This window comes from Streptomyces sp. NPDC005492 (assembly GCF_040605995.1).
In the GTDB taxonomy this organism is placed as follows: Bacteria; Actinomycetota; Actinomycetes; order Streptomycetales; family Streptomycetaceae; genus Streptomyces.
The window spans coordinates 427,235-452,194 of the sequence record NZ_JBEXDX010000001.1 but is presented as its reverse complement, the minus strand read 5'-3'; the positions used below and the strand labels follow the sequence as shown (position 1 = coordinate 452,194).

General features: G+C 70.9%; 15 protein-coding genes and 1 pseudogene. 6 read left to right on the top strand and 10 right to left on the bottom strand.

Annotation, left to right across the window (positions count from 1 at the left end):
* Positions 1 to 250 precede the first annotated feature (250 nt).
* Both ABZT04_RS02120 and ABZT04_RS02115 read right to left on the bottom strand, forming a co-directional pair.
* On the bottom strand, positions 251 to 976 hold the full coding sequence (locus tag ABZT04_RS02120; RefSeq protein ID WP_356051815.1) for an HNH endonuclease family protein: 726 nt from the start codon (positions 974 to 976) through the stop codon (positions 251 to 253).
* Positions 977 to 1,192: 216 nt separating this feature from the next.
* Entirely contained in the window at positions 1,193 to 2,053 is an 861-nt protein-coding gene (locus tag ABZT04_RS02115) for a hypothetical protein (protein WP_356051814.1), read from the bottom strand.
* A gap of 172 nt (positions 2,054 to 2,225) precedes the next feature.
* Here ABZT04_RS02115 and ABZT04_RS02110 point away from each other — a divergent pair, with 172 nt between their 5' ends.
* Positions 2,226 to 2,807 carry a TetR/AcrR family transcriptional regulator gene (locus ABZT04_RS02110; protein WP_356051813.1) on the top strand — a complete coding sequence of 194 codons (582 nt, stop codon included), beginning with the start codon at positions 2,226 to 2,228 and terminating at the stop codon, positions 2,805 to 2,807.
* 1,712 nt (positions 2,808 to 4,519) lie between these two features.
* Here the strand turns inward: ABZT04_RS02110 and mfd are convergent.
* The 3 genes from mfd to ABZT04_RS02095 form a co-directional block, all read right to left on the bottom strand.
* Positions 4,520 to 8,050: a transcription-repair coupling factor gene (gene mfd, locus ABZT04_RS02105; protein ID WP_356051811.1), complete on the bottom strand. Its 3,531-nt coding sequence runs from the start codon at positions 8,048 to 8,050 to the stop codon at positions 4,520 to 4,522.
* Positions 8,051 to 8,300: 250 nt separating this feature from the next.
* Positions 8,301 to 10,874 (bottom strand): FtsX-like permease family protein, encoded by a 2,574-nt coding sequence (locus ABZT04_RS02100; RefSeq protein ID WP_356051803.1) that lies wholly within the window; start codon positions 10,872 to 10,874, stop codon positions 8,301 to 8,303.
* A complete protein-coding gene (locus ABZT04_RS02095; RefSeq protein WP_043684955.1) occupies positions 10,871 to 11,659 on the bottom strand; it encodes an ABC transporter ATP-binding protein in 789 nt (262 codons plus the stop codon). The genes ABZT04_RS02100 and ABZT04_RS02095 overlap by 4 nt, the downstream gene beginning before the upstream one ends.
* Positions 11,660 to 11,974: 315 nt before the next feature.
* On the opposite strand from ABZT04_RS02095, the gene ABZT04_RS02090 reads away from it, so the two are divergent.
* Positions 11,975 to 13,492, top strand: coding sequence for an MFS transporter (locus tag ABZT04_RS02090; RefSeq protein WP_356051800.1), 1,518 nt, complete (start codon positions 11,975 to 11,977; stop codon positions 13,490 to 13,492).
* Positions 13,493 to 13,503: 11 nt separating this feature from the next.
* Here ABZT04_RS02090 and ABZT04_RS02085 read toward each other — a convergent pair whose 3' ends face one another.
* From ABZT04_RS02085 to ABZT04_RS02075, 3 genes are read right to left on the bottom strand one after another with little or no spacing between them, the layout of a single operon-like run.
* Entirely contained in the window at positions 13,504 to 14,664 is a 1,161-nt protein-coding gene (locus tag ABZT04_RS02085; protein ID WP_356051796.1) for an oxygenase MpaB family protein, read from the bottom strand.
* A gap of 26 nt (positions 14,665 to 14,690) precedes the next feature.
* Positions 14,691 to 15,746 carry a polyprenyl synthetase family protein gene (locus ABZT04_RS02080; protein ID WP_356051794.1) on the bottom strand — a complete coding sequence of 352 codons (1,056 nt, stop codon included), beginning with the start codon at positions 15,744 to 15,746 and terminating at the stop codon, positions 14,691 to 14,693.
* The gene (locus ABZT04_RS02075) at positions 15,736 to 16,014 is read right to left on the bottom strand and encodes a polyprenyl synthetase (protein ID WP_356051792.1); all 279 of its coding nucleotides are present in this window, start codon (positions 16,012 to 16,014) and stop codon (positions 15,736 to 15,738) included. The genes ABZT04_RS02080 and ABZT04_RS02075 overlap by 11 nt, the downstream gene beginning before the upstream one ends.
* A gap of 228 nt (positions 16,015 to 16,242) precedes the next feature.
* On the opposite strand from ABZT04_RS02075, the pseudogene ABZT04_RS02070 reads away from it, so the two are divergent.
* From ABZT04_RS02070 to ABZT04_RS02055, 4 genes and pseudogenes are all read left to right on the top strand, one after another.
* A pseudogene (locus tag ABZT04_RS02070) lies at positions 16,243 to 16,678 on the top strand (DUF485 domain-containing protein).
* Positions 16,679 to 16,695: 17 nt separating this feature from the next.
* Complete coding sequence (locus tag ABZT04_RS02065) at positions 16,696 to 18,300, top strand: cation acetate symporter (protein WP_356052126.1); 1,605 nt, start codon at positions 16,696 to 16,698, stop codon at positions 18,298 to 18,300.
* 149 nt (positions 18,301 to 18,449) lie between these two features.
* Entirely contained in the window at positions 18,450 to 20,159 is a 1,710-nt protein-coding gene (locus ABZT04_RS02060) for a PHP domain-containing protein (protein ID WP_356051790.1), read from the top strand.
* Positions 20,156 to 20,743 (top strand): hypothetical protein, encoded by a 588-nt coding sequence (locus tag ABZT04_RS02055; protein ID WP_356051788.1) that lies wholly within the window; start codon positions 20,156 to 20,158, stop codon positions 20,741 to 20,743. The genes ABZT04_RS02060 and ABZT04_RS02055 overlap by 4 nt, the downstream gene beginning before the upstream one ends.
* 19 nt (positions 20,744 to 20,762) lie before the next feature.
* On the opposite strand, the gene ABZT04_RS02050 is transcribed toward ABZT04_RS02055, so the two are convergent.
* Positions 20,763 to 21,650: a cellulose-binding protein gene (locus ABZT04_RS02050; protein ID WP_356051786.1), complete on the bottom strand. Its 888-nt coding sequence runs from the start codon at positions 21,648 to 21,650 to the stop codon at positions 20,763 to 20,765.
* A 195-nt stretch (positions 21,651 to 21,845) separates the two neighbouring features.
* Positions 21,846 to 24,956, bottom strand: coding sequence for an SUKH-4 family immunity protein (locus ABZT04_RS02045; protein ID WP_356051784.1), 3,111 nt, complete (start codon positions 24,954 to 24,956; stop codon positions 21,846 to 21,848).
* Positions 24,957 to 24,960: the final 4 nt, after the last annotated feature.

The window sequence follows — 24,960 nt, the reverse complement described above, 5'->3', positions numbered from 1 at the left end:
GCCGTCAGTTGCCGTTTGACCAGGCCCTGACAGAGGAGTCACAGAAACGCACAGATCTTGCCCATCACGCACAGAGATCGAACAGACCCAAGGAGCGATCATGGTTCGATCTTGACCACTACCCGGTAAACCCACCCGAGTTGCCGCACATATCCGTTTGCCGCTTGTGTATTCCTTTGCTGACACATCGACTTGGGCAGGGAAGAACTTCACATCCCGTACGTGGTATTCACCGGGACTCGCCGGGCGATCACCCCGCGTGGAACCTCGCCGGCGCGTTCGTCGGGTTGCCGCCGGTCGGGAGTGCCTGCTTGGAGCAGGTGGAGAGCACCTTCACCATCGCGGCCTTCTCCGCCGAGGTGACCCACAGCCCGTACTTCTTCTTCACGGCGACCTGCGCGGCGACATAGGTGCACCGGTACGCCTTGTTGGGCGGCACCCAGGTCGCCGTGTCGCCGTCCCCCTTGCTGCGGTTGGCACTCGCGTCGACGGTGAGGAGGTTGAGGGGGTCGTTGGCGAGGGCTATCCGCTTGCTGGCGTCCCAGTACTTGGCGCCCTTCTGCCAGGCGTCGGAGAGGGCGACGAGGTGGTCGATGTCCACGAGGCTGCGGCCGCGGCGGTAGGTGACCTCCTTGCCGGAGTACGGGTCGGACTGGAGGACGCCGTACGACACCTTGCAGTCGCCGTCGGTGAACTTCACCTGCTTCAGGTCCCGTTTGAGGATGTCGTCCCTGGTGTCGCAACTGTTGGAGTCCGTGTCCGCCCAGGCGGTGCCGAACCGCTCGCGGGAGTAACCGGTCTTCGGCGCCCGGCCCTTCACGGTCAGCGACTCGGCGGCGGTCAGGGCCGCGCCCCCGCCGGATCCTGTGGTGGCCGGCGCCTCGGGACCGGAGCTTCCCGTGGTGTCCTGCTTGCATCCGGCGACGGACAACATGACCAAAGCGGCTATGGCCGCCGCACCCCTCAGACGCGTCACGTGCGCCCCTCCCCTTGCTCACCCGGCCCCGCCCCTGCGCGGGCGGACAGTGACCTGGTGCCCACGTTAGCGACGGAGATGTCATGACCATATGGGGCCTATAGGGCGCATGACATGCAACCGGGGCGCATCCTCGCTGCCGGGCCGGGGGAGACACCTCCTCTCCGCGCCCCCCTTCTCCCCCGCTCCTCCCCTCGGACTCCCCCGGACTCCTCGTCAGACTTTCCCGATGCCCAGTGTCGACTCCGAGGGCAGCAGCCCGGACCCGAGCGCGGCGACCCAGAACTCGCCCAGCAGGTCGGCGAGTCGGTCGGTGCCGGTCTTGCCGAGCAACTGCCAGGGCGCGGCGGCAAGTTGGTCGGTGTGGCGCTCGACCTCCTGGCGCAGGGCGCGGCCCACCCTGGTCGCTGTGCCGGTGTCGTCTATCACTCCCCTGACGACGAGGCGTCGGCGTGCCGCCGTCCACTCCGCCGGGCTCCAGCCCCGGCTCTCGAAGCGCTGGACCGAGGCGGCGCCGATCGCAGCGAAGGAGACCAGGGTCTCGACGGGGTCGAGGCCGGCGACGAGAAGGGCTGCGAGGTGGCCGTCCCCGCGGTGTTCGCGCAGGATCGTCGCCGCCTGCCACAACTGGAGGTGGGGCTCCGCGGGCCAGTCCAACTCGGCGTTGGCCGCGGCGAGGGGGCGGCCCGCGGTAGTGGCCGCCTCGGCGGCGCGGCGGGCGAGGGCGGCGGCCTCCGCCAGCTCGGGACTGTCGACGCGGTCGCCGAATATCGCGCGGTAGGCCCGGTCCATTCCGCGCAGCCTCGCCTTCAGCACGGCGTCCGGGCTCGCGATACTCCACGCCGGGTCGATGTGCTCGGCGACCATGCGGGGACTGAAGCTGTAGAACGCGGAGGTCACACGCTCGGCGCCGACCGGGCCCAACGGAGCGGCGCGCAGCGGGAAGTAGCTCGGCCAGCGGTCCTCGGTGCCGTATCCGAGTGCGGCGGCCTCCTCGAAGACCTCCGGCGCGTAATACAGCAGCGCGTGCAGGGGTTCCAGCAGATGCCAGAGCTGGCGCACGCGGCTCAGCTCCATTGCTTCCCCCGGTTCGATCGCCCCCGCTTCGATCGGCGTCCCGACTCCACGAACCTTTTCCGACATGAGCAGACTCCCGTTCGCATCCCGGCCGTTGCACAACTTGACACTGACAAGATTGCCCGACCGACTCCAACTTGTCAATGCCTAGATTCCGCGTAGGCTGCTGGGCATGAGTACGACCAAGTCCACCAAGAGCCCCTACCACCACGGTGATCTGCGCCGCGCCGTCCTCACCGCCGCGCTCGACGTCATCGCCGCCGACGGCCCCTCCGCACTGAGCCTGCGTGACCTCGCCCGCCGCGCCGGTGTCTCGCACGCGGCGCCTGCCCATCACTTCAAGGACCGCACCGGGCTGTTGACGGCGATCGCGGCGGAGGGGTTCGGGCTGCTGGCGGGGGCGGTCGGGGAGGCGGCGGATCTGAAGGACGCCGGCGTGCGGTATGTGCGCTTCGCGCGCGAGCATCCGGCGCACTTCCAGGTGATGTTCGCGCCCGAGCTGCTGCGCGAGGGCGACCTCGAACTCACCACGGCCCGCGCCCTCGCCACCGACGCCCTGCGCCACGCCGTCTCGGCCGTACCGCCGGAGGGTCGCGGCCCGGACGCCCGCCTCGCCGGCGTCGCCGCGTGGTCCCTGGCGCATGGCTTCGCGACGCTGCTGCTCGGCCACAATCTGGACGGCGCGGTGGGTGAGCGGGATCCGGAGGAGGTGTTTCGGGGGCTGGCGGCGATGTTGTTCCGCGCGGCGGAGTGAGGGGGCTCAGGGGAGTGGGGCTTCCGCGACGCGAGGGACTGGGGAAGTGCACACGTCCGAAGCGCCTGGTGGACCGCGGTTGTGCGGGTGACGGTCCGGGAGGACAGTCGTATCGAGCGCGTGCGTGCCACCTGGAGGCGCTGATGCGGCACGAAGAGCAGAAACCCGAGACCCCTGACGTCAGGTTTCAGATAACTGGTCAAGGGCCGCTGGTGTACATGGTCCCGCAGTCCCTGAAAGCCGTCGCGGATCTGTCGTTGATCTTCATGGCGGCAGCTCATGGGCACTGGCTTGCCGCGGGTCTTCAAAGCGTCCGCGATCGTCTTGACACACGGGAAGGGGTGCTGGCCCGCTGCGGGTTGTTCGCGGTCACCTTCGTGTTGATCGTGGTATCCCCGCTCTCGGTGATCATGATGATCATCAAGCTGCTCGCCAGTGCCCTTCGTGGCTGTTCAGGCGGGGGTGACACGGCCTCGATCCCGCCCTTTGCTGCGACCGCTGATCCTGAGGCGTCTTCAACAGTCGCCCTCCCGGGGACACTTGTACATTCTGTGCCGATGTCGCAGGTCGACCCGTCGTATTCGGCTCCGAGCTCCGGTCCCCGCCTGGACTCGAACACGGACTCGACCCCGGGACGGCGTCGGGTTCCTGGTCGGCCGCGGGCGGATGCCTCGCCTTCGGGTGCGCCGCACTCCACGCATTCGGCGTCGGCTTCGCACGGCCGTGCGCCCTCGGACGTGGAAGCGTTCCCTGCCGCACCCGCGACGCCCGGCTCGAATCAGGGCCCAAGGCGGCGTCGGAATTCCGCATCGACGCCGACTCGTGAATCGGCTCCGCGACCCGGTCCGCACCAAACCGGGGCCTCGTCCCGTCCGTCAGTGACGCCGAATCCCTCTTCATCGTCACGCGCAGGACAAGGTCATTTCCCACCACCACGCGCAGGAGCAGCGCCGACTCCACCACACGCAGAACCGCACCCGTCCTCATCACGGCAGCCGGACGCGAGTCCGAGGTTGCGCACAGCGAAGACGCCGTCGCAGAGCCAGCAGGAGCAGGCGGCGCACGAACTGCCGCCGGACTCGCGCCCATCCGTGTCTCAGCCGTCGACGCTACGCACACCGACTCCGTCTGCGGACTCGTCGGTCCCGTCGACGCCGCCGCCTCCGAGTTCAGAGTCGCAACCGGCTTCGCGGGCGCCCTCACCTCAGGTACCGCAGCCGCCCGCTATGCCGATCACGGCCTCGGTCTCGACTCCGGACACATCCGACACGTCATCGAGTGGGTGGGCGCCCTCGGCGCCGGCCCCGGTCTCCGAGTCACCTCGTTCCCTCCAACCACCGCCCAGGCACAGGCCGCAGGTGTCGCTCTTGTCTGAGGGCCGAGGTACCAGTCCGACTTCACCCTCGGTATCCGGCCCACGCACAGCTGCGCCCCGGGCCCGCGCTGAACACCGGACGCCGGAGACGACCACGACGAGGCCGGCCCTTCCGGAGTTTGTTGAGAGGCCGTCGGTCACAGACTCTCCGCCTTCTCTGCCTCCTCCGCCTGACCCTCCGACCTCTCCAGCACAGCGGCCCCCATCCTCCGGCCCTGAATCGCCCTCAGGCTCACGCTCCTGCTGACGCCGCGCCTCGGCTTCCCGGTCTGCCGCGGCTCTCCATGGCGCAACTGACAGGCGAGCCCGTGGCAACCGCTCCGGACGTACCTTCCCGTCACGACCCCAGGATCGACGCCAGGAACTCCCCCACCCACCCCAGCAACTCCCGCCCGACCAACGGCTTCCCGCCCACCTTCGCCGTCTTCGGGCGGGGTACCAGCACCTGGTGGGCCGCCGGCTTGATGACCGTGCCGGGGTAGAGGCGCTTGAGGCGGAGCTCCTGGGATTCGCGCAGCTCCACCGGGGCGAAGCGGATGTTGGTGCCCTGGAGGACGATGTCGCCGACGCCGCAGGCGCGGGCGAGCATGCGCAGGCCCGCCACCAGCAGCAGGTTCTCCACCGGTTCGGGCAACTTGCCGTAGCGGTCGGTGAGTTCCTCGCGTACGGCCCTGATGTCCTCCTCCGTGTTGGCGGAGGCGATGGAGCGGTAGGCCGCCAGGCGCAGGCGCTCGCCGGGGGCGTAGTCGTGCGGGACGTGGGCGTCGACCGGGAGCTCGATCTTGACCTCCAGGGGCGGCTCCTCCTCGACACCGCCTTCCAGGGAGGCGCGGTAGTCGGCGACCGCCTCGCCGACCATGCGGACGTACAGGTCGAAGCCGACGCCCGCGATGTGGCCGGACTGCTCGCCGCCCAACAGGTTGCCCGCGCCCCGGATTTCGAGGTCCTTCATGGCCACGTACATGCCCGCGCCCATCTCCGTGTGCTGGGCGATGGTGGCGAGCCGCTCGTGGGCCGTCTCCGTGAGGGGCTTCTCCGGGGGGTAGAGGAAGTACGCGTAGCCGCGTTCGCGGCCTCGGCCCACCCGGCCGCGGAGCTGGTGGAGCTGGGACAGGCCGAAGTTGTCGCCTCGTTCGACGATCAGCGTGTTCGCGTTGGAGATGTCGATGCCGGACTCGACGATCGTCGTCGACACCAGGACGTCGAACTTCTTCTCCCAGAAGTCGACGACCACCTGTTCCAGCGATTGCTCCGACATCTGGCCGTGGGCCGTGGCGATGCGCGCCTCCGGGACGATCTCGCGCAGTCGGGCCGCCGCGCGGTCGATCGACTCGACCCGGTTGTGGATGTAGAAGACCTGGCCCTCGCGCAGCAGTTCGCGGCGGATCGCGGCGCCGATCTGCTTCTCCTCGTAGGGGCCGACGAACGTCAGCACCGGGTGACGCTCCTCGGGGGGCGTCGTGATCGTGGACATCTCGCGGATGCCGGTGACCGCCATCTCCAGGGTGCGCGGGATGGGGGTGGCGGACATCGTCAGCACGTCGACGTTGGCGCGCAGCTTCTTGAGCTGCTCCTTGTGCTCGACACCGAAGCGCTGCTCCTCGTCGACGATGACCAGGCCGAGGTCCTTGAACTTGGTCTCGGAGGAGAAGAGGCGGTGGGTGCCGATGACGACGTCGACCGCGCCCTCCCGCAGGCCCTCCAGGGTCGCCTTCGCCTCCGTGTCGGTCTGGAAGCGGCTCAACGCCCTTACGTTGACCGGGAATTGCGAGTACCGCTCGGAGAACGTCCCGAAGTGCTGCTGCACGAGCAGGGTCGTCGGGACCAGGACCGCGACCTGCTTGCCGTCCTGGACCGCCTTGAAGGCGGCCCGGACCGCGATCTCGGTCTTGCCGTAGCCGACGTCGCCGCAGACCAGCCGGTCCATCGGGACCGACTTCTCCATGTCGTCCTTGACCTCGGCGATCGTGGTCAACTGGTCGGGCGTCTCCGCGTACGGGAACGCGTCCTCCAGCTCGCGCTGCCAGGGCGTGTCCGAGCCGAACGCGTGCCCCGGGGCCGCCATCCGGGCCGAGTACAGCTTGATGAGGTCGGCCGCGATCTCCTTGACGGCCTTCTTGGCGCGCGCCTTGGTCTTCGTCCAGTCGGCGCCGCCCAGGCGGTGCAGGGTGGGGGCCTCGCCACCGACGTACTTGGTGATCTGCTCCAGTTGGTCGGTCGGGATGTACAGGCGGTCGCCGGGCTGGCCGCGCTTGGCGGGGGCGTACTCGACGACCAGGTACTCGCGGGTGGCGCCCTGCACCGTGCGCTGCACCATCTCGATGTAGCGGCCCACGCCGTGCTGCTCGTGGACGATGTAGTCGCCCGCCTCCAGGGTGAGCGGGTCGATGGTCTTGCGGCGGCGGGCCGGCATCCGGGCGCCGTCCTTGCCTGCGGCCTTCTGCCCGGAGAGGTCGGTCTCCGTGAGGACGGCGAGCTTCAGCGCCGTATCGACGAAGCCGTAGTCGATCGAGCCGGTCGCCACGTGCACCACGGAGGGGGCGATCTCGCCGAGGTCCGTCTCCAGGCGGGCCGCCACGCCCTCCGTACCGAGGACCTCGACCGTGCGCGCGGCGGGGCCGTGGGCCTCGGTCACGAAGACCGTGCGCCAGCCGTCCGCGAGCCAGCCCTTGGTGTCCGCGAGGGCCTTGGCGGTGTCGCCGCGGTAGGTCTCCGGGGCGTGCATGCCCAGCTTGAGGGTGTCGGCGGACAACTCCTCGTCGGCGGCGAACGGCGACACCGACCACCACATCATGTCCAGCTCGCGGGCCCGCTCCCGGACGTCCGCGATGGACCACAGGGAGGCCGCGTCGACGTCGATGGGCGCCTCGCCGCCGCCCGCGGTGGCCGCCCAGGAGGCCTGGAGGAACTCCTGGGACGTCGCTACGAGATCGGCGGCACGCGTGCGTACCCGCTCCGGATCGCATACGACGGCCATCGCGCCCTTGGGCAGGATGTCGAGCAGCAGCTCCATGTCGTCGACGAGCACCGGGGCCAGGGACTCCATGCCCTCCACGGCGATGCCCTCGGCGATCTTGCCGAGCAGCTCGCCCAGCTCGGGGTGTGCTTCGGCGAGGGCACGCGCACGCGTGCGGACGTCTTCCGTCAACAGGAGTTCACGGCAGGGGGGTGCCCACAGGCCGTGTTCGGCGACCTCCAGGGAGCGCTGGTCGGCGACCTTGAAGTAGCGGATCTCCTCGACGTCGTCGCCCCAGAACTCGACGCGCAGCGGGTGTTCCTCGGTGGGCGGGAACACGTCCAGGATGCCGCCGCGCACGGCGAACTCGCCGCGTCTCTCGACCAGCTCCACGCGCGCGTAGGCGGCGGCCCCGAGGGCGTCCACGACCGCGTTCAGGTCGGCGGTCGTGCCGGTCTTCAGGGCGACCGGTTCCAGCTCTCCAAGTCCCTTGACCTGCGGTTGCAGCACGGACCGCACGGGCGCTACGACGACGGAGACCGGGCCCGTCTCCGGGTCGTCGGCGGTGGGGTGGGCCAGGCGGCGCAGCACGGCGAGGCGACGGCCCACGGTGTCGCTGCGCGGGCTCAGGCGCTCGTGCGGAAGCGTCTCCCAGGAGGGGTACTCCACCACGCCGTCCGGCGGGAGCAGCGAGCGCAGGGCGGCGGCCAGGTCCTCCGCCTCGCGGCCGGTCGCGGTCACCGCGAGGACGGTACGGCCGGTCTCGCGGGCCAGCGCGGCGACGGCGAAGGGGCGGGTCGCCGGGGGCCCGACCAGATCGACGTGCATGCGGTTGCCGTCGGTCGCCGCCTTGGTCGCTTCCGCGAGGGCGGGGTCCTTGACTACGGCGTCGAGCAGACCGTGCAGGCTCATGGAGGGGCGCTTCCGTCCGGGGGGTGGGCAACACGAAGGGCCCGACGCGGGTGGCGGCCGGGGGGTATCCAGCGTACGTCGGCGCGGTCGCTGGTGCGGGGGGCTGTGGATAACCCCGCTCACCCGGCGCCCTGAGCCGCGGAAAAATACCTTTCCCACCCGCCCGCCCGTTTGTCGACACCAAAAACCCCGGCGCCGAGAAGTCCCCCGTGACTTCTCGGCGCCGGGGCCGGTCCCCCGTAGGCGATGGCTATTCGGTCGCGATCGCGTTCAGGACGTTCATCCGGCCCGCCCGGAACGCGGGGATCAGAGCGGCGAACAGTCCCACGAACGCGGACCCGATGAAGACCGCGATGATCGTGCCCCACGGGATCTCCAGGACCTTCAGGCCCTCCAGCGCGAGGAGCTGCTGGGCCGTCGCGCCCCAGCCCATCCCCAGCCCCAGGCCGAGCAGCGCTCCGAAGAGGGCGATGACGACCGACTCCATGCGGATCATCCGGCGGAGCTGGCGGCGGGACATGCCGATCGCTCGCATGAGGCCGATCTCGCGGGTGCGTTCGACCACCGAGAGGGCCAGGGTGTTCACGACACCCAGGACCGCGACGATGATCGCGAGGGCGAGCAGGCCGTAGACCATGTTCAGGAGCTGGCCGATCTGGTCCTTCAGTTCCTGCTTGTAGTCGGTCTGGTCGCGCACCTGGTACTGCGGGTACGGGTCCATGGCCTTCTTCAGGGCGGCGTACGCCTGCTTCTCCTGGCCGTCCTTGGCCTTGGCGAACATGATCTCGTTCGGCGGGACCTTGTTGGCCGGGAGGTACTTCTGCATGGTCGCGATGCTGGTGTAGCGGGCGCCCTGGTCGATGGCGACGTCGTCGTCCGTGATGGCCGCGACCTTGAGCTTGGCCGTCGAGCCGCCCTTGAAGGCGACGCTGATCGTGTCGCCGACGTGGACGCCGTGCTTCTTGGCGTACTTGGAGCCCACCGACATCGCGTTGGTGCCGTAGGCGGCGGACAGGTCGCCGGCCGTGGTGGCGCGGCGCAGGTCCTGGGCGTAGGACGGGTCGGCGGCGGTGAGGCCGTCGGTGTCCTTCTGGCCGTCGGGCGAGGTGAGCGTGGCGTCGATGTCCTTGTAGCGGGTGACGTGGACGAGGTCCGGCGACTGTTCCATCGCCTTCTCCGCCTGCGGCACGATCCGCTGGTTGCCCTGGACGATGAAGTCGGCGCCCACGGACTTGTCGAGTTCGCTGGTCGCCGAGGCGACCATCGAGGAGCCGACCACCGAGAGACAGGCCACCAGCGCGAGACCGATCATCAGGGCCGCACCCGTGGCACCCGTACGGCGGGGGTTGCGGAGCGCGTTGCGTTCGGCCAGGCGTCCCACCGGTCCGAAGGCCCGCAGGAGTACGACGCTGATCACCCTGACCACACCGTTGGCGAGCAGCGGGCCGATGATGACGAAGCCGATCAGGGAGAGGACGACGCCCGCGCCCAGGACCAGCGAACCGTCCGTCGCCTTCTTGGCGGAGGCCGCCGCGAACAGGGCGGCGATACCGGCGCCCGTCAGGACGAGACCGATCAGGCCGCGCACCCAGCCGGCCCGGCCGTCGGCCGGGGTACCGGCGTCGCGCAGCGCGGCCATCGGGGAGATCTTGCCGGCGCGGCGGGCCGGGAGGTAGGCGGCGAAGACCGTGACGATCACGCCGAGGAGCAGGCCGAGCACCGGAGTGGTCCACTTCACGGTCAGGTCCCGTGTCGACAGGTCCATGCCCGCCGCGCTCATCAGCTTCATCAGGCCTACGGCGATCCCGACACCGGCGCCGACACCGAGGACGGATCCGACGATCCCGAGCAGGGTCGCCTCGACCAGCACCGAGCCGTTGACCTGCGTGCGGGAGGAGCCGATCGCCCGCATCAGGCCGATCTCGCGGGTGCGCTGGGCGACCAGCATCGAGAAGGTGTTGATGATCAGGAAGATGCCCACCAGGAACGCGATCCCGGCGAAGCCGAGCATGGCGTACTTGATGACGTTCATGAACTGGCCGACGCCCTGACGGTTCTCGTCGGCGTTCTCCTTGGCCGTCTGGATCTTGTACGACCCCGATGCGGCGAGGGTCTGCGCCACGTTCTGCTTGAGTTGGGTGTCGGAGACACCGCTCGCGGCGGTGATGCCGAGCTGGGTGAACCGGCCGGTGGCGCCGAGGAGTTCGCGCTGGGCGGTGGCGGTGTCGAAGTAGACGACGGCCGCACCGGGGTTGGTCACCTTGAAGGTGGCGATGCCGACGATCTTGGCGGTGAAGTCACCGGTCTGCGAGATGGTGCGCAGCGAGTCGCCCATCTTCAGGTGGTGCTTGTCGGCGGTGTCGGCGTCGACCATCGTCTCGGTCGGGCCGCGCGGCGCGTGTCCGGAGGTGATCTCCATCGAACGCAGGTCGCTCTTCGTCCAGTTGCCCGCGATGGTGGGCGCGCCGGTCGACGAGCCCATGTTCTTGTTGGCGCTGTTGACGACCGTCACGTTCATCGAACTGACGCCGCCCTCCACGGACTTGACGCCCTGGGCCTTCTTCGCCTGCGCCAGCACGGAGGCCGGCAGCGACTCGGGCAGTCCGTTCTGCGGGGTGCTGCCGTCGGCCTTGGCGGCCTTCGGCAGGACCGTGACGTCGGAGGCGGTGGCCGCGAAGAGCTTGTCGAAGGTCGTGTTCATCGTGTCGGTGAACACCAGCGTCCCGCACACGAACGCCACCGACAGCAGCACGGCTATCGCCGACAGCGCCATCCGCCCTTTGTGCGCGAAGAAGTTGCGCCTCGAGGTCTTGAGGACGGTCATGACGTACGCCCCCGCGCGTCGAAGTCCTTCATACGGTCGAGGACGGCGTCGGCGGTCGGCTTGAACATCTCGTCGACGATCCGGCCGTCCGCGAGATACAGCACACGGTCCGCGTACGAGGCGGCCACCGGGTCGTGGGTGACCATCACGATGGTCTGGCCCAGCTCGTCCACGGAGCGCCGCAGGAAGCCCAACACCTCAGCTCCGGCACGGGAGTCGAGGTTGCCGGTCGGCTCGTCCCCGAAGATGATCTCGGGGCGGGCCGCCAACGCCCTTGCCACGGCGACGCGTTGCTGCTGGCCGCCGGAGAGCTGGTTGGGCCGGTGCTTGAGCCGGCTGGACAGCCCGACCGTCTCCACGACCTGCGCCAGCCAGCCCTTGTCGGGCTTGCGGCCGGCTATGTCCATGGGGAGGGTGATGTTCTCCAGCGCGTTCAGCGTCGGCAGCAGGTTGTACGCCTGGAAGATGAAGCCGATCCGGTCCCGGCGCAGTTGGGTGAGCCTCTTGTCCTTGAGGCCGGTGATCTCGGTCTCGTCGAGGTAGATCTGCCCCGAGGTCACGGTGTCGAGCCCGGCGAGGCAGTGCATGAGGGTGGACTTGCCGGACCCCGAGGGGCCCATGATCGCGGTGAACTGGCCGCGGGCGATGTCCACGTCGACATGGTCGAGGGCGACGACGCGGGTCTCCCCGGCCCCGTAGGCCTTGACGACCTGCCGCGCTCGCGCGGCAACGGCCGTACGCCCTCCAGTGCCCCCGTGCCTGGGAATGGTTACAGCCGATGTCACGGTATGTCTCCTAAGTCGCTCAGCGGATGAAACGTAGGAAGTTCTTACGTCGATGAGTCTGGCGGCGGGAGGTGGTCCTGCGCGCTGGTGCTCGGCGCAGTCTTTTGCTGGGGAAAACCCCACCCCCGCCGGTTCGGTATGCCGCCCCCCAGCGGCATAAAGCCAGGTTAAGGACGCCCCGCACCCATCTCGTCCTCCGGCAGCACGAGCCGAACCCGGGCCGCAGTGAGGAGGCACCCCTAAGGGATGTCCACCTCCGGGTGGAGCCGATCTCGGGGTCCGCTCCACCGTGGGAGAGTGTCGTAAGGCAGATAGATGCAGGGGGAAGGAATCCGCGTGAGCGACACGGAACCCGCGATACGTGAGGCCGCGCAGCGCCCCGCACCCGGCCGGCGCGGTGCCGTCGTGGCCGCTCTGATGCTCGCCATGGCGCTGGCCGCGCTCGACGCCACCATCGTGTCGACCGCCGTACCGCAGATCGTCGGCGACCTCGGCGGCTTCTCCGTCTTCTCCTGGCTGTTCTCCGGCTATCTGCTCGCGGTGACGGTCACCCTGCCCGTCTACGGCAAGCTCTCCGACACCTTCGGCCGCAAGCCGGTGCTGATCACGGGCGCGGCGGTGTTCCTCGTCGGTTCGCTGCTGTGCGCGGTGGCCTGGAACATGGGCGCGCTGATCGCGTTCCGTGTCGTGCAGGGCCTGGGCGGTGGGGCGTTGCAGGGCACGGTGCAGACGCTGGCCGCCGATCTGTATCCGCTGAAGGAGCGGCCGAAGATCCAGTCCAAGCTGTCGACGGTGTGGGCGGTGTCGGCGGTCGCGGGCCCGGGGATCGGCGGACTGCTCGCCGCCTACGCGGGCTGGCGGTGGATCTTCCTGGTCAACCTGCCGGTCGGAGCGGTGGCGTTGTGGCTGATCGTCCGTTACCTGCACGAACCGGAGCGCCCCCGCGCCTCCCGCCCCCGCGTCGACTGGGCGGGCGCGCTGGCCGTGTTCGCCTGCGGGGGCGTGCTGATCACCGCGCTGGTGCAGGGCGGGGTGGCGTGGGACTGGCTGTCGGCACCCTCAATCGCCTTGTTCGGTACGGGATTTGCGCTGGCGGGGGTGGTCGTGGCGATCGAACGCCGGGCGGCGGAGCCGATCATCCCGGGGTGGGTGTGGCGGCGCCGTACGATCGCGGCCGTCAATCTGGCGCTCGGGGCACTGGGGTTGCTGATGGTGGCGCCGAGCGTGTTCCTGCCGACGTACGCGCAGTCGGTGCTGGGCCTGGCGCCGGTGGCCGCCGGATTCGTGCTCTCCGTATGGACGTTGACCTGGCCGGTGGCGGCCGCGCTGAGCCAGCACGTGTACCGGCGGATCGGTTTCCGCAACACGGCGATGCTCGGGATCGGGACGGCGACGCTCCTCCTGTTCGCGTTCCCGTTCCTGCCGTATCCGGGGTCGGCCTGGCAGCCGATGGCGCTGATGCTGCTGCTCGGCGCGGCCCTCGGACTCTTCCAACTCCCGCTGATCGTAGGGGTGCAGTCGACGGTCGAGTGGGAGGAGCGGGGGGTGACGACCGCGTCCGTCCTGTTCTGCCGGCAGACCGGCCAGACGATCGGCGCGTCCGTCTTCGGCGCGGTCGCCAACGGCGTCCTCGCGTCCCGGTTGGGCGGTGCGAGCGACCTGGACTCGGTGACGCGCGGCCTCGACGCGGGCACCGTGCCGGAGGCGACCCGGCGGGCGATCGCGGACGCGGTGCACGCCGTGTACATCGGCGCGGGCTGCGCGGCGGCCGTGGCCTTCCTGGTGCTGCTGTTCCTGGCACCGCGCAGGTTCCCGGTCCTCAAGGAGCAGTGACCGTCAGGCGGTTACGACACCGTGGCGGTCGGCGGGGTCCAACGGCGGGTGCGCGGCACCGTGTTGGGGATGCCGTACTCCTTCTTGAGCTGTTCGGGGATGGCGTAGTGCATGACGCGTCCTCGGGTGAGGGAGGACAGTTCCAGCACGGTGGTGAGATGGCCGAGGCGGTCCAACGCCCAGGCGCCGAGCGGGGAGTTGTCCTCGATGGTCTCCAGGACGCCGAGGAGGTGCGGGGCGGCCTTGACGAGGGTGTCCCAGGCGGTGCGCGGCACCTGGAGCCAGTCGGCGCAGGTGTCGCCGACGAGGAAGCGGATCAGCGCGGAGACGACCGGGTCGAAGAAGGTGCCGGGGACGACCTCCTCGTAGAGGTCGATGAGTTGGCGGGTCAGGTGCGCGCCCTCCTCGGACGGACCCATGTGCCGGATCATGTAGAGGTCGAGGAACTGACGTGCCTCGTCGAGGGACTTGGGTACGGCGTCCTGGTCGACGCCGAGCATGGCTCCGACCACGCGCCAGGCGTAGTAGTAGGCCTCCGCGCCCTCCTCCGACATGTGGATGCCGAGGCGGTGCAGGCTGTCCAGCACGAGCAGGGAGAAGAACATCTGTCCGCCGATCATGTCCTCCTGACAGATCGGCGTCCCCGACTCGCCGGTGTCCCAGCGGTTTTCGCGGACGAGGTGGTGACGGATGGAGGCGTGCAGCAGCCGGACCTTCTGGGCGGCGGGGATGAAGCGGCTGCCCGCTTCGAACGCGTCGGGCCGCATGAGCAGGACCGTGAACTGGCCGGTCTCCGCCATCCGTTTGGACGGGTACTTCAGCCCGTGGGTGGCCGACAGGAGTTTCGCCACGGTCGGGACGACGTAGCAGGCGGGCATGGAGGCGAAGGACAGGGCGGTCGAGATGTGCACGTTGTTGTCGATGAAGAACAGCCGGGCCTTCTCCATCTCACCCCAGTCGACCCAACTCGGCGGCGCGCTGGTCGCGTTGAGGTACTCCCTCGCCACTTCCGGCAGGCCGTCCGGGAGCGGGGCGCCCGCGACGGACACGTACCGCATGAGCGTGTTGAACTTGCCCACCTCCCCGCGGTCGAACAGGGCGGCGACGGTCGCGTCGGCGAGTTCGTCACCGGCCGCGCGCAGACCGTCCATCGATGTCTCGGTGTAGATCACAGGGGACTCCTTGTCGCACACGGGGATCAGGACAGTCGCTCCGACGCCGAATGCGCCAGGGCGGTCAGTGCGGCCTCCGCGGGTGCCGGGGCGTTCAGCTCCTGGAGGGCGTCGAGCGCCTCCTCGACCCGGGCGGTGATCATGGCCTCGACGCGGTCGGGCGCCTTCAGCCGGAGCATCAGCTCGCGCACCGCGCGCAGCCCCTCCCCGTCCGGATCGGGCCGGCCCAACAGGGCGCGGAGTTGGTCCCGTTGCTCGGCTCCGGCGTTGCGCCAGGTCTCCGCCAGCAGGGCCGTGGGGCGGTGACCGCGTACGTCGTCGGCGTTGGCCTTGCCGGTGTGCTCCGGCTGTCCGAACAGGCCGAGTACGTCGTCCCGCAACTGGAACGCCTCGCCCAGCGGCAGCCCGTACGCGGAGTAGCCCTCCCTCAGCTTTCCGCCCGCGCCGGCCAGCGCGCCGCCGATCAACAGGGGCTGTTCGACGGTGTACTTGGCGGTCTTGTACCGGATCACCTTCAGGGACGCGGCGGTGTCCGGCTCGACTCCGGTGCGCAGGATCTCCAGGCACTCCCCCGCGATCAGCTCCCGGGCCAGCACCGACCACAGCGGGCGGGCCCGGGCGAGATACGCGGCGGGCAGGCCGCTGGTGGTGAACAACTGCCCGGCCATTCCCATGAGTAGATCCCCCACCAGCATCGCCAGCGACCTGGCGGCGGCCACCGCGCGCGGGCGACGGCGTACGGCGGCGCGCAGCGCGATGTGCGCGGTGGGACGGCCGTGCCGTAGCGGACTGTCGTCGATGAGGTCGTCGTGCACGACGGCGGCGGCGTGCACCAGTTCCATCGAGGCCGCCGCCCTCACCAGCGCGTCGCTGTCGGGCTGCCCCGCCGCGCGCCAGCCCCAGTAACAGAACGCCGCCCGCAGCCGTTTGCCGTCCGCGACCGCGTTCTCCAGCTCCCCGGCGACCGGGCTCAGCGCCGGGTCGATCTCCGCGAACCGCTCGGCCTCCTCGGCCACGAACCGTCGTAGTACCCGGTCGACGCGGTCCTTGAAGGCGGCCGGCTCCCACCGCTCAGACGTCATCGACGGCCCGTCGGGCGAGAGCGTGCCGGGCGAGTGTCTCCAGGTGGGCCGGGGGCGGTGAGTGGTACCGGTCCAGCAACAGGCGTCCACGCGCGGCCAGTTCGTGCTCGGCGTCCGCCGCCAGCTCCGCCGCGTCCGAGCGGCGCAGAAGTCCCCGTACCGTTCCCAGTGCCGAACTCGCCGTACTCACCGCCAGTTCGGCCAGCCCGGCCACCAGCAGGACCGCCCGCTCGTCCAGACCTTCAGGTCGTTCCGCCGCTCGCGACATTCCACTCTCCGTCCCCAGCCGATCACCCACCGTTCTGTCAGGATCGCGACACATCGGGCGCGACGGAGGAGAAACTCACGATCGAGTGATCACTTCGCTCGACCGTGCGGACGGCGTTCCTGGTGAAAAGCGCCCACATACCCCAACTGGCGAGTAACGTGCGTCGCCCGCACCGCCCAACTCCCTGCGGTCCGCCGCCACGGACCCGAGCCACGCAAGGAGCACGGGATGTCCTACGACCCGTACCCTCCGCAAGATTCGTACGCCCCGCACGACCCGCCCCCGTCCCGACTCACCTACCCCTGGCAACCGCCCCCCGCCGCCGCCCGAACGCCGCCGCACACCGCGCCGTCCCGCCCTCGGCAACCATCGTGATCTGCGGGTGCTGCGCGGCGCGTATCGCCGTCAGCGGCGCGTGGCGAGCCTCACCGCGCTCGGCTACTTCAGCCTCTTCCTCGCGCTCTCCGCGTTCGCCCCGTCGCTGATGTCGAGCACGGCCGCCGGCGGTGTGCCCATCGGGCTGCTGCTCGCGCTGGTCCAACTGCCCGTCACCTGGCTGGCGATAGCGCTCTACGAGCACTCGGCCCGGCGGCGCGTGGACCCGCTCGCGGACCGTATCCGCAAGCAGGCGGAGCTGGACGCCAGGCGGGAGGCGGCGCGTTGAACGACTCCTCGCAGACGATGTCGCTGGTGGCCTTCACGTCCGTCGCCACGATCACGCTGCTGCTGTGTGTGATGACGGGGCCGGACCGCGACGACCTCGACGAGTTCTACACGGGGTACGGCTCCCTCTCCCCGTTGCGCAACGGCCTTGCCATCGCCGGTGATTACATCTCCGCGGCGAGTGTGCTGGGCACCGGCGGGGTGATCGCGCTGTGCGGTTACGACGGGGTGGTGCTCGCGCTGAGCACGGCCCTGTCGCTGATGCTGCTGATGTTCCTGCTGGCCGAACCGCTGCGCAACGCGGGCCGCTTCACGATGGGCGACGCGCTCGCCCGCCGGATGCCCGGACGGTCGGTCCGTGTCGTCGCGTGCGCGGTGACCATCATCGCGCTGCTGCCGCTGATGCTGGTCCAACTCGCGGGCGCGGGGCAGTTGTTGGCGTTCATCCTCGGCTTCTCCGGGGAGTCGCTGCAGACCGGCTGCATCATCGGCCTGGGCGCGCTGATGATCAGCTACGCGGCGATCGGCGGCATGAAGGGCACCGCCCTCATCCAGATCCTGAAGATCGTGATGCTGCTCGGTTCGGGAGCCGTGATCGCCGTTCTCCTGCTGAACCGGTTCCACTGGGACCTGGGCGCCTTCTTCGACACGGCGGCGCGGCGGAGCGGGGTCGGGCCTGCCTTCCTGCACTCGGGACTCGAGTTCGCGGGTGGACCGAGTCCCCGGCTGGACATGATCAGTTCGCAGCTCACGGTCGTCCTCGGCGGTGCCTGTCTGCCGCACATCACAATGCGGATGTACACCGCGTCCAGCGCCCGGCAGGTGCGGCGGTCGATGTCGTGGGCGGTGTCGAGCGTGGCGCTGTTCGTGGTGATCGTGACGGTCGTCGGGTTCGGTGCCACCGCGCTGGTCGGGCGGGCGGCGATCGCGCGGGCGGACCCGCAGGGCAACACGGCGTATCTGCTGGGCTCTCGGGCGGTGTTCGGGGCGGACCTGTCGCCGACGGAGACCCTCCTTCTCACCACCGTCACCACGGCCGTCTTCCTGACCCTGCTCGCCTCGGTCGCCGGAATGATCCTCGCCTGCGCCAACTCCCTTGCCCACGACGTCTTCGCGACCCGCGTCCAGGAGATGCCAGTCCGCCGCGAGATGACCCTGGCCCGCTACTCGGCACTGGCGGTGGGCGTCCCGGCGATCGTGCTCGCCACCCTGGTCCAGCACCGGAGCCTGCAACCCCTGGTGACCCTGTCCTTCTGTCTGGGCGCCTCGGCCATTGCGCCCGCCCTCGTCTACGGCCTCTTCTGGCGCCGCTACACCCGAACGGGCCTGCTCAGCACCCTGATCGGCGGCACCCTCGCCGTCCTGGTCCTGATGCCGGGCACGAACCTGGTCTCCGGTTCGGCCACCGCCGCCTTCCCGCGTGCCGACTTCAACTGGTTCCCGTTCACCACCACCGGGCTCGTCACGATCCCGCTCGGCTTCGCCTTCGGCTGGCTCGGCACCATCGCCTCGGGCCGCCGCAAGGAGGAGGAACAGCGCCGGCGCTACGAGGCGATGGAGGGCTGGATCCTGGCCGGGGCGGTCCGCAGGGAGCCGGACGACCGAAGGAAAAGCCTCGCGTAACCGAGGGAAAAGCCTCGCATGACCGGCGTCATAGCCGTGCATGACTCGTTCTTTGCCACACCACCACCTCGACTCCCGCTGTTCACCGCTCCTTTTCAGACTCTGCACGTCCGAGCGTGAAGGTCCCTGCATGTCAGCGGGAGTTGAGCATGAGCCACGGCCACAGACACGACGACCACGGTCACCACCATCACCACCACCACGGGGACGGGGACACCTCCTCGCTGCCGCCCGCCCTCGACACCTCCGTCCCCGACGAGGAGTTGACGCCCAGTCAGCTCTCCCGACGGGGCATGCTGCGCCGTACCGGACTGCTCGGCGCGGGACTCGCCGCGGGCAGCGTGCTCGCCGGCGCGGGGGAGGCGGCCGCCTCGGTGCGGGAGCAACCGGCCAAGTCGTCCAAGGGCAACGGCGGTTACCTGTGGCTGGCCGGTGACCACCACATCCACACGCAGTACAGCAGCGACGCCAAGTACCGGGTCATCGACCACGTACGGCAGGCCAACGCGCACGGTCTGGACTGGATGGTCATCACCGACCACGGCAGCGTCGCACACGCCAAGATCGGTGTGGAGAAGGTCAATCCGGACATCGTGGCCGCCCGTGACCAGACCGACGACACCCTCGTCTTCCAGGGCCTGGAGTGGAACATCCCGGGCGCCGAGCACGGCACGGTCTTCGTGCACCCGGGCTCCAACGAGGTCGCCGTACTCAAGGAGTTCGAGAACTCCTTCGACGGCAGCGTGAAGGACGCGAGCGGCAACTCGCCCGCCAACGAGGCCCTCGCCATCGCGGGTGTCAACTTCCTCGCCGACCAGGTCCGCCGCCGCAAGGTCAAGGACGCGCTCTTCCTCGCCAACCACCCGGCGCGCAAGGGCATCGACTCCCCGCACGAGATCCGCGGCTGGCGCGACGCGCAGCCCACCATCGCCGTCGGCATGGAGGGCGCCCCCGGCCACCAGGCGGGCGGCATCCCCAAGCCGAACGGCCCGGGCAGCGGGCGCGGCATCTACGACAACAGCCCCAGCGCGGACTCCTTCGCCGCCTACCCGCTGGAGAGCTACCGCACCTGGGGCGGCTTCGACTGGATGACGGCCACCGTCGGCGGCCTGTGGGACAGCCTCCTCGCCGAGGGCAAGCCCTGGTGGATCACCGCCAACTCCGACTCCCACAACGTCTACGCGGACACCGCCGTACGCGGCCCGGGCGGCGACTTCAACGCCAACGGCCGCTACGAGGACCCGGTCTACGGCACCGGCATCAGCCTCACCGACACCGACTTCTGGCCCGGCCAGTACTCCCGCACGCACGTCGGCGCGACCTCCTTCGCGTACAAGGCGGTCATGGACGGCATCCGCGCCGGCCGCGTCTGGGTCGACCACGGCGGCCTGATCAGCGGCCTCGACGCCCGGCTGTCGGCGGGCGGCCGCGAGGTCACCCTCGGCGGCGCGCTGCACGTCCGGCGCGGCGCCCAGGTCGACCTGGTCATCCGGATCATCCTCGCCAACGGCCCCAACTGGGCGCAGTTCCAGCCCTCGTTGGCGCGCGTCGACGTCATCCAGGGCGATGTCACAGGCCCGGTGGCGGACCGGGACACCTTCGCGACCCCGAGCACGAAGGTCGTCAAGTCCTTCGAGGTCGACAAGGCCGGCGGCACCGTCCGCCTCACGTACTCCCTCGGCCGCCTCGACAAGCCGGTCTACGTCCGCCTGCGCGGCACCGACGGCAACCGCTCCGCCGTGGGCGCGGGCGGCGCGGCGATCGACCCCGCGGGCCCCGCGATGGACGTCCTCGGCGACGCCGACCCGTGGAAGGACCTCTGGTTCTACTCCAACCCGATGTGGGTCCTGCCCGCATGAGCACGTCCTACGACCCGTCCGGCGTCCACCCCGTCATCGGGGTGGACGCCGGCACGGCGACCCTCCGCGAGGCCGACCACCTGATCCGCGAGCTCACCACCACGCTCGCGCTCCCCGCGACCACGGTCGCCTGCACCCACCTGATCCGCACGGACACCCGCCGGGGCACGGCGATCTCGCTCGCCCTTGCGGACACCGAAACGGCGCGGGAAACCTGGCAACGGCTGCTCAAGGAACCGGAGTTGAGTTCGGCCCCCGGCGACCGCGAAGCCGCCGCCCAGGCCGCCGCCGAACACACCGCACGCCGCTCGGGCCGGGCGGTCCTGTTCCCCGGCGCGGAACACCTCACCGGGACGATCCCCCTGTCCGACCTGCTCCAACTGACCGCCATCGACCGGGTGTTCGTGGTGGGCGCCACCTCGGGGGAGACCCCGGACCCCGCAACACCCGTACAGACGCAGGATCATGTACGACCCGAATGGCGCGAGGGCGAGTTGGTCCTGGCGCTGGTCCCGGCGGTGGGCAACACCCTGGCCCCCTTCGAGGTCCCCAACCCGACACCCTGCTGCGCGGATCACGGCTGAGCCAACGCTCACACCACGCTCACTCAGCGGCAGCCCGCCCCGTGAGCGCGGCCAGGCTGCTCTGCACATTGTCCATGTGCGCCCGCACGTCGTCCCATGTCTCCCCGTGCTCGCGCAGCACCCGCTCCGTGTCCCGGGCGATCCGCTCCTCCCGCACCCGGGCCTCCGCAAGCACCTCGGCGGCCCGTTCCGCGGCCTCTTCCTGCAACCGCCGATCCGACAACTCGGCGTCGGCGCAAGCCTGTTCCGCCTCGGCCAACGCGGCCTCCGCGCGAGCCACCCGCTCCGCGTAGTGCGCGTCCATCGCGGCCACCTGCTCCTTCGCGATGCGCTCCGCCGCGGCCCAGCGCTCCGCGTGCTCCTTGGCCTGCTCGCCGAGCATCGCGGCGGTGCGCTGCCGCACCTCGCGGAGCGCGGAGAGCACCTCGGTGCGCCTCTCCTTCACCTCGCGCCGGGCGCCGATGCGGATGCCGTCCGCCTCGGCGCGGGCCACGAGGAGCCGCTGCCGGGCCCGCTCCTCGGCCTCCGCGCGGACCGCGTCCGCGTGGTCGCGCGCCGCCTGGAGCACGTCCTCGGCGTGCGCCTCGGCCTGCGCGATCTCGTCCCGCGCCGCACACCGCGCGGACTCCCGTACCGCCGCGGCCTCCTCCTCGCCGAGCTGGAAGAGCCGCTGGGCACCCTCGCCGAGCGCCTCGTACGTCTGCGGGGCGAGCCCGGCGACGGCCTCCCGCAGCCGCTGGGCATCCGCCTCCATGTCCTTGGCCAGCACGGTCAGCCGCGCCGCCCGCTCCCAGGCGGCGTCCCGGTGCCGGGAGAGCGCCTCGCCGTACGCGTCCACCTGGTCGGGGCGGTAGCCGCGCCCCCGTACTGCCACGAAGCCACGTGGCTGCGCCGATGCGCTGCTCATCCTGGAACCCCTCTCCACCCGACGGACACGAAATGATGATTTCGCGCATATCTTGATGGATCGGACGTAAGTGTTCATAACGCGACACTCCGCAGCCAGGTCACGGGCATCGCCCGAACGTGGGGGCACGCAAAAGGGCCGGACCCGATCACACGACCGGGCCCGGCCCTTTCCGCTCAGCTCAGAATCCGATGGCTACAACAGCCCGTCCCACATCTGCTCCAGCAGCACCGACCACCAGCTCTCCGGCGAACCGAGGGCCGCCGGGTCCAGCGAGGCGAGCTGCGCCTGGAAGTCGACGGTCCAGCGGCCGGCCTGTTCCTGGTTGAGCCCGTACCGCAGTCGCCACATGCGGCCCAGCAGCGCCAGACAGCGCGCGAACTCGGGCAGCCCCGTGTTCACGAACTGCGGCGGTACGGGAGCACCGCCCGGCCCCGCCTCCACGGGCACCGCGACGATGTTCGCCGTGCCGTACTGGACGCAGATCGCCCGGCCGAAGTCGCTGCCCATGACGAGGTAGGAGCCCGCGTCGGCGGACGGCCGCACCCCGCGCTCCTGCGCGAGTTCGGCCAACGTCGGTACCGGGCGGCCCGGTTGGGCCTGTGCCCAGAAGAACGGGCCCATGTCCATCGGCAGCCCCGCCGCCACCAGGGTGTGCGCCACGACCGGCGGCACGCCCTGCCGGGACACCGCGGCCTGCTCGAACCGGAACACACCGGGACCGAACGCGCCCGCGAGTTCCTGCGCGATCGCCTCCGGCGGGATCGGCGGCGTCGGCTGCACCGGCGGCAACGGCGCCCGCACCGGCGCGAGTCGAGCCGGTCCGTCGGCCACCTGGTGCAACTCGCCCTGGTGAGCGAGGAGTTCACGCATCCCCTGCTGCCGGCTCGCGTGATCCGTGCCGTACGGCGCGATGCTCGCGATCCGTGCCTGCGGCCACTGTTCGCGGATCATCCGCGCGCAGTACGCGCCCGGCAGCTCGCAGGACTCCAACTCCGTGTGCAGTTCCAACACTTGGTCCGGCGGGATGTTCATGCCCCGCAGCTCGTGGAAGATCTGCCACTCCGGGTGCGGGGTCCCCGGCGCGGAACGCCGGATCAGCTGCTGCTCGGAGCCGTCCGGCGCGCGGTAGCGCAACACGGCCTGATAGCCCGGTCCGACGGTCGGCTGCCCCTGCTGCGGATAGCCGTAGGCAGGCTGCTGCTGACCGGGGAAGGGCTGCCCGGGCAGCTGCTGTCCCGGAGGCGGCGGCATGGCACCGGGCGGTACGGCCCCGGGTGGCACCGGCTGCGGCGGGGCGCCCGGAGGCATACCGGGGGCGCCCAACGCACCGGGCGCGCCCGGGAATTGCGGCGGCGGAGGCGCACCGGGGCCGCCCGGCGGGGGTCCGGCGAGCACGGTCTGGGCGTGGTGGACGGCACCGGGGGTGTTCGGCGGTGGGGGCGTGCCGGGAGCGCCAGGACTGCCGGGAGTACCGGGCGCGGGCGGTGGGCCAGGGACACCGGGGGCGCCGGGCGGCTGCGGAGCGCCCGGCCCGGCGGGGCCGCCGCCCTGGCCCGGGTCGGCGAGCATCGTCGCGGCGTGGTGCACCCCGCCCCCGCCCGGGGGCGGACCACCGGGAGTGTTCGGCGCGCCGGGCGCACCAGGTCCCTCCGGGCCGAGCGACGAGACCATCTGGGTCGGCACATACCCACCGGCCGGAGGCGGCGGGGGCGAGGCGGGCGCGCCACCCTGCCGCGCACCCGGCGTCCCCGGCGCACCCGGCGGAGGAGGCGTGGTCGCACCCCCACCCCGAGCCCGGCGCGGCGGAGGAGCCGCCTTGCTGGTGGCGGCGTCGGCGATGTCCCCGGCGTTGGGCGCGAGCCCCGGCGCACCGGGACCGGCGGGAGGAGGCGGCACATTGCCGGCACCGTCCGGCCCCTGCGGATACCCGTAGGCGGACGGACCCGGCGAGGGCGGACCCTGCGGGGCGCCCGGGGGCGGCGGAGGAGTACCGGGTGCCCCCGGCCCTTGCGGATAGGCGGGCGACGACGCACTCTGCGGACCGCCCGGGGGTGGCGGAGTACCTGGACCACCCGGCGCCTGCGGATAGCCCTGCCCCGCCGGACCGGACGAAGGTGCACCCTGCGGGCCACCCGGAGGCGGCGGCGGAGTACCCGGAGCACCCGGCCCCTGCGGATAGCCCTGCGCCGCCGGACCGGACGAAGACCCACCCTGCGGGCCACCCGGAGGCGGCGGCGGAGTACCCGGACCACCTGGCCCTTGCGGATACCCGTACGACGCCGGACCGGACGAGGATGCACCCTGCGGCGCGCCCGGAGGCGGCTGAGGAGTACCGGGAGCCCCCGGCCCTTGCGGATAGCCCTGCGACGACGGACCGGACGAAGACCCACCCTGCGGACCACCCGGAGGCGGCGGCGGAGTACCCGGAGCACCCGGCGCCTGCGGATACCCGTACGACGCCGGCGCGGGCGGCGGCGGCGCGCTGCCGGCCTGCGCCCCCGGCCCCTGGCCCTGCGGATAGCCGTACGGAGGTGGCGTGTTGCCCTGCGGTGCGCCGGGCGTACCGCCGCGTTCGCTCGCTCCCTGCTGTGAACTCCCCGCCCTACGGCCCGAGTTGGGCTCGTCCATCGACGGGGTCACGGCTGTGTGCGGGAGTTGGCTGCCGCCCGACATCAGGGCGGTCTTGGCATCGGGCGGGGTGTCGTCGCGGTTGTCGTTCAGGGGCGGGGCGAACACGGTCGCGGGCAGCGGTACCGAACGGTCCTCGCCGGCATCCGCGTTGGTGTCGGTCCCGGCCCAGGGAGTGGCGCCGGCGGGCGCACCGGAGCCCCCGGCGTCCGGCCACGCCGAGGCAGTCGGCGCCCCGGCCTGTGTCTCCGGCAGCGCGGCCGAGGGCGCGGGTGTCGCGGGCTCCGACCGCCGGTCCGGGATCCCCAGTTTGTCCGCCGCCTCCTGCAACCACTCCGGCGGACTCAGCAGGAACGAGGTCTGGTTGAGGTCCACCCGCGCGGGGGCCGCCGGTACCGCGTCGGCGACCTCGTCGGGGCGGCCGTACTCCTCCTCGTAGCGGCGGATGACCTCGCCCACCGGCAGCGCGGGCCACAGCGTGGCCTCGCCGCTGTCCCGGGCGAGCACCAGCCGCTGCGCGCCGCCGTCCGAACGCGGTCCGTCGGCGCGGTCCTCGGCCCAGACCACGAAGCCGAGGTCGAACTCCCGCACCCGCACCTCGCGATGCTGGTAGGACGGCACATCGCCGTTGATCCACTCCTCGGCGCGCTCCTGCGCCTGCGCGAAGGTCACCATGGTC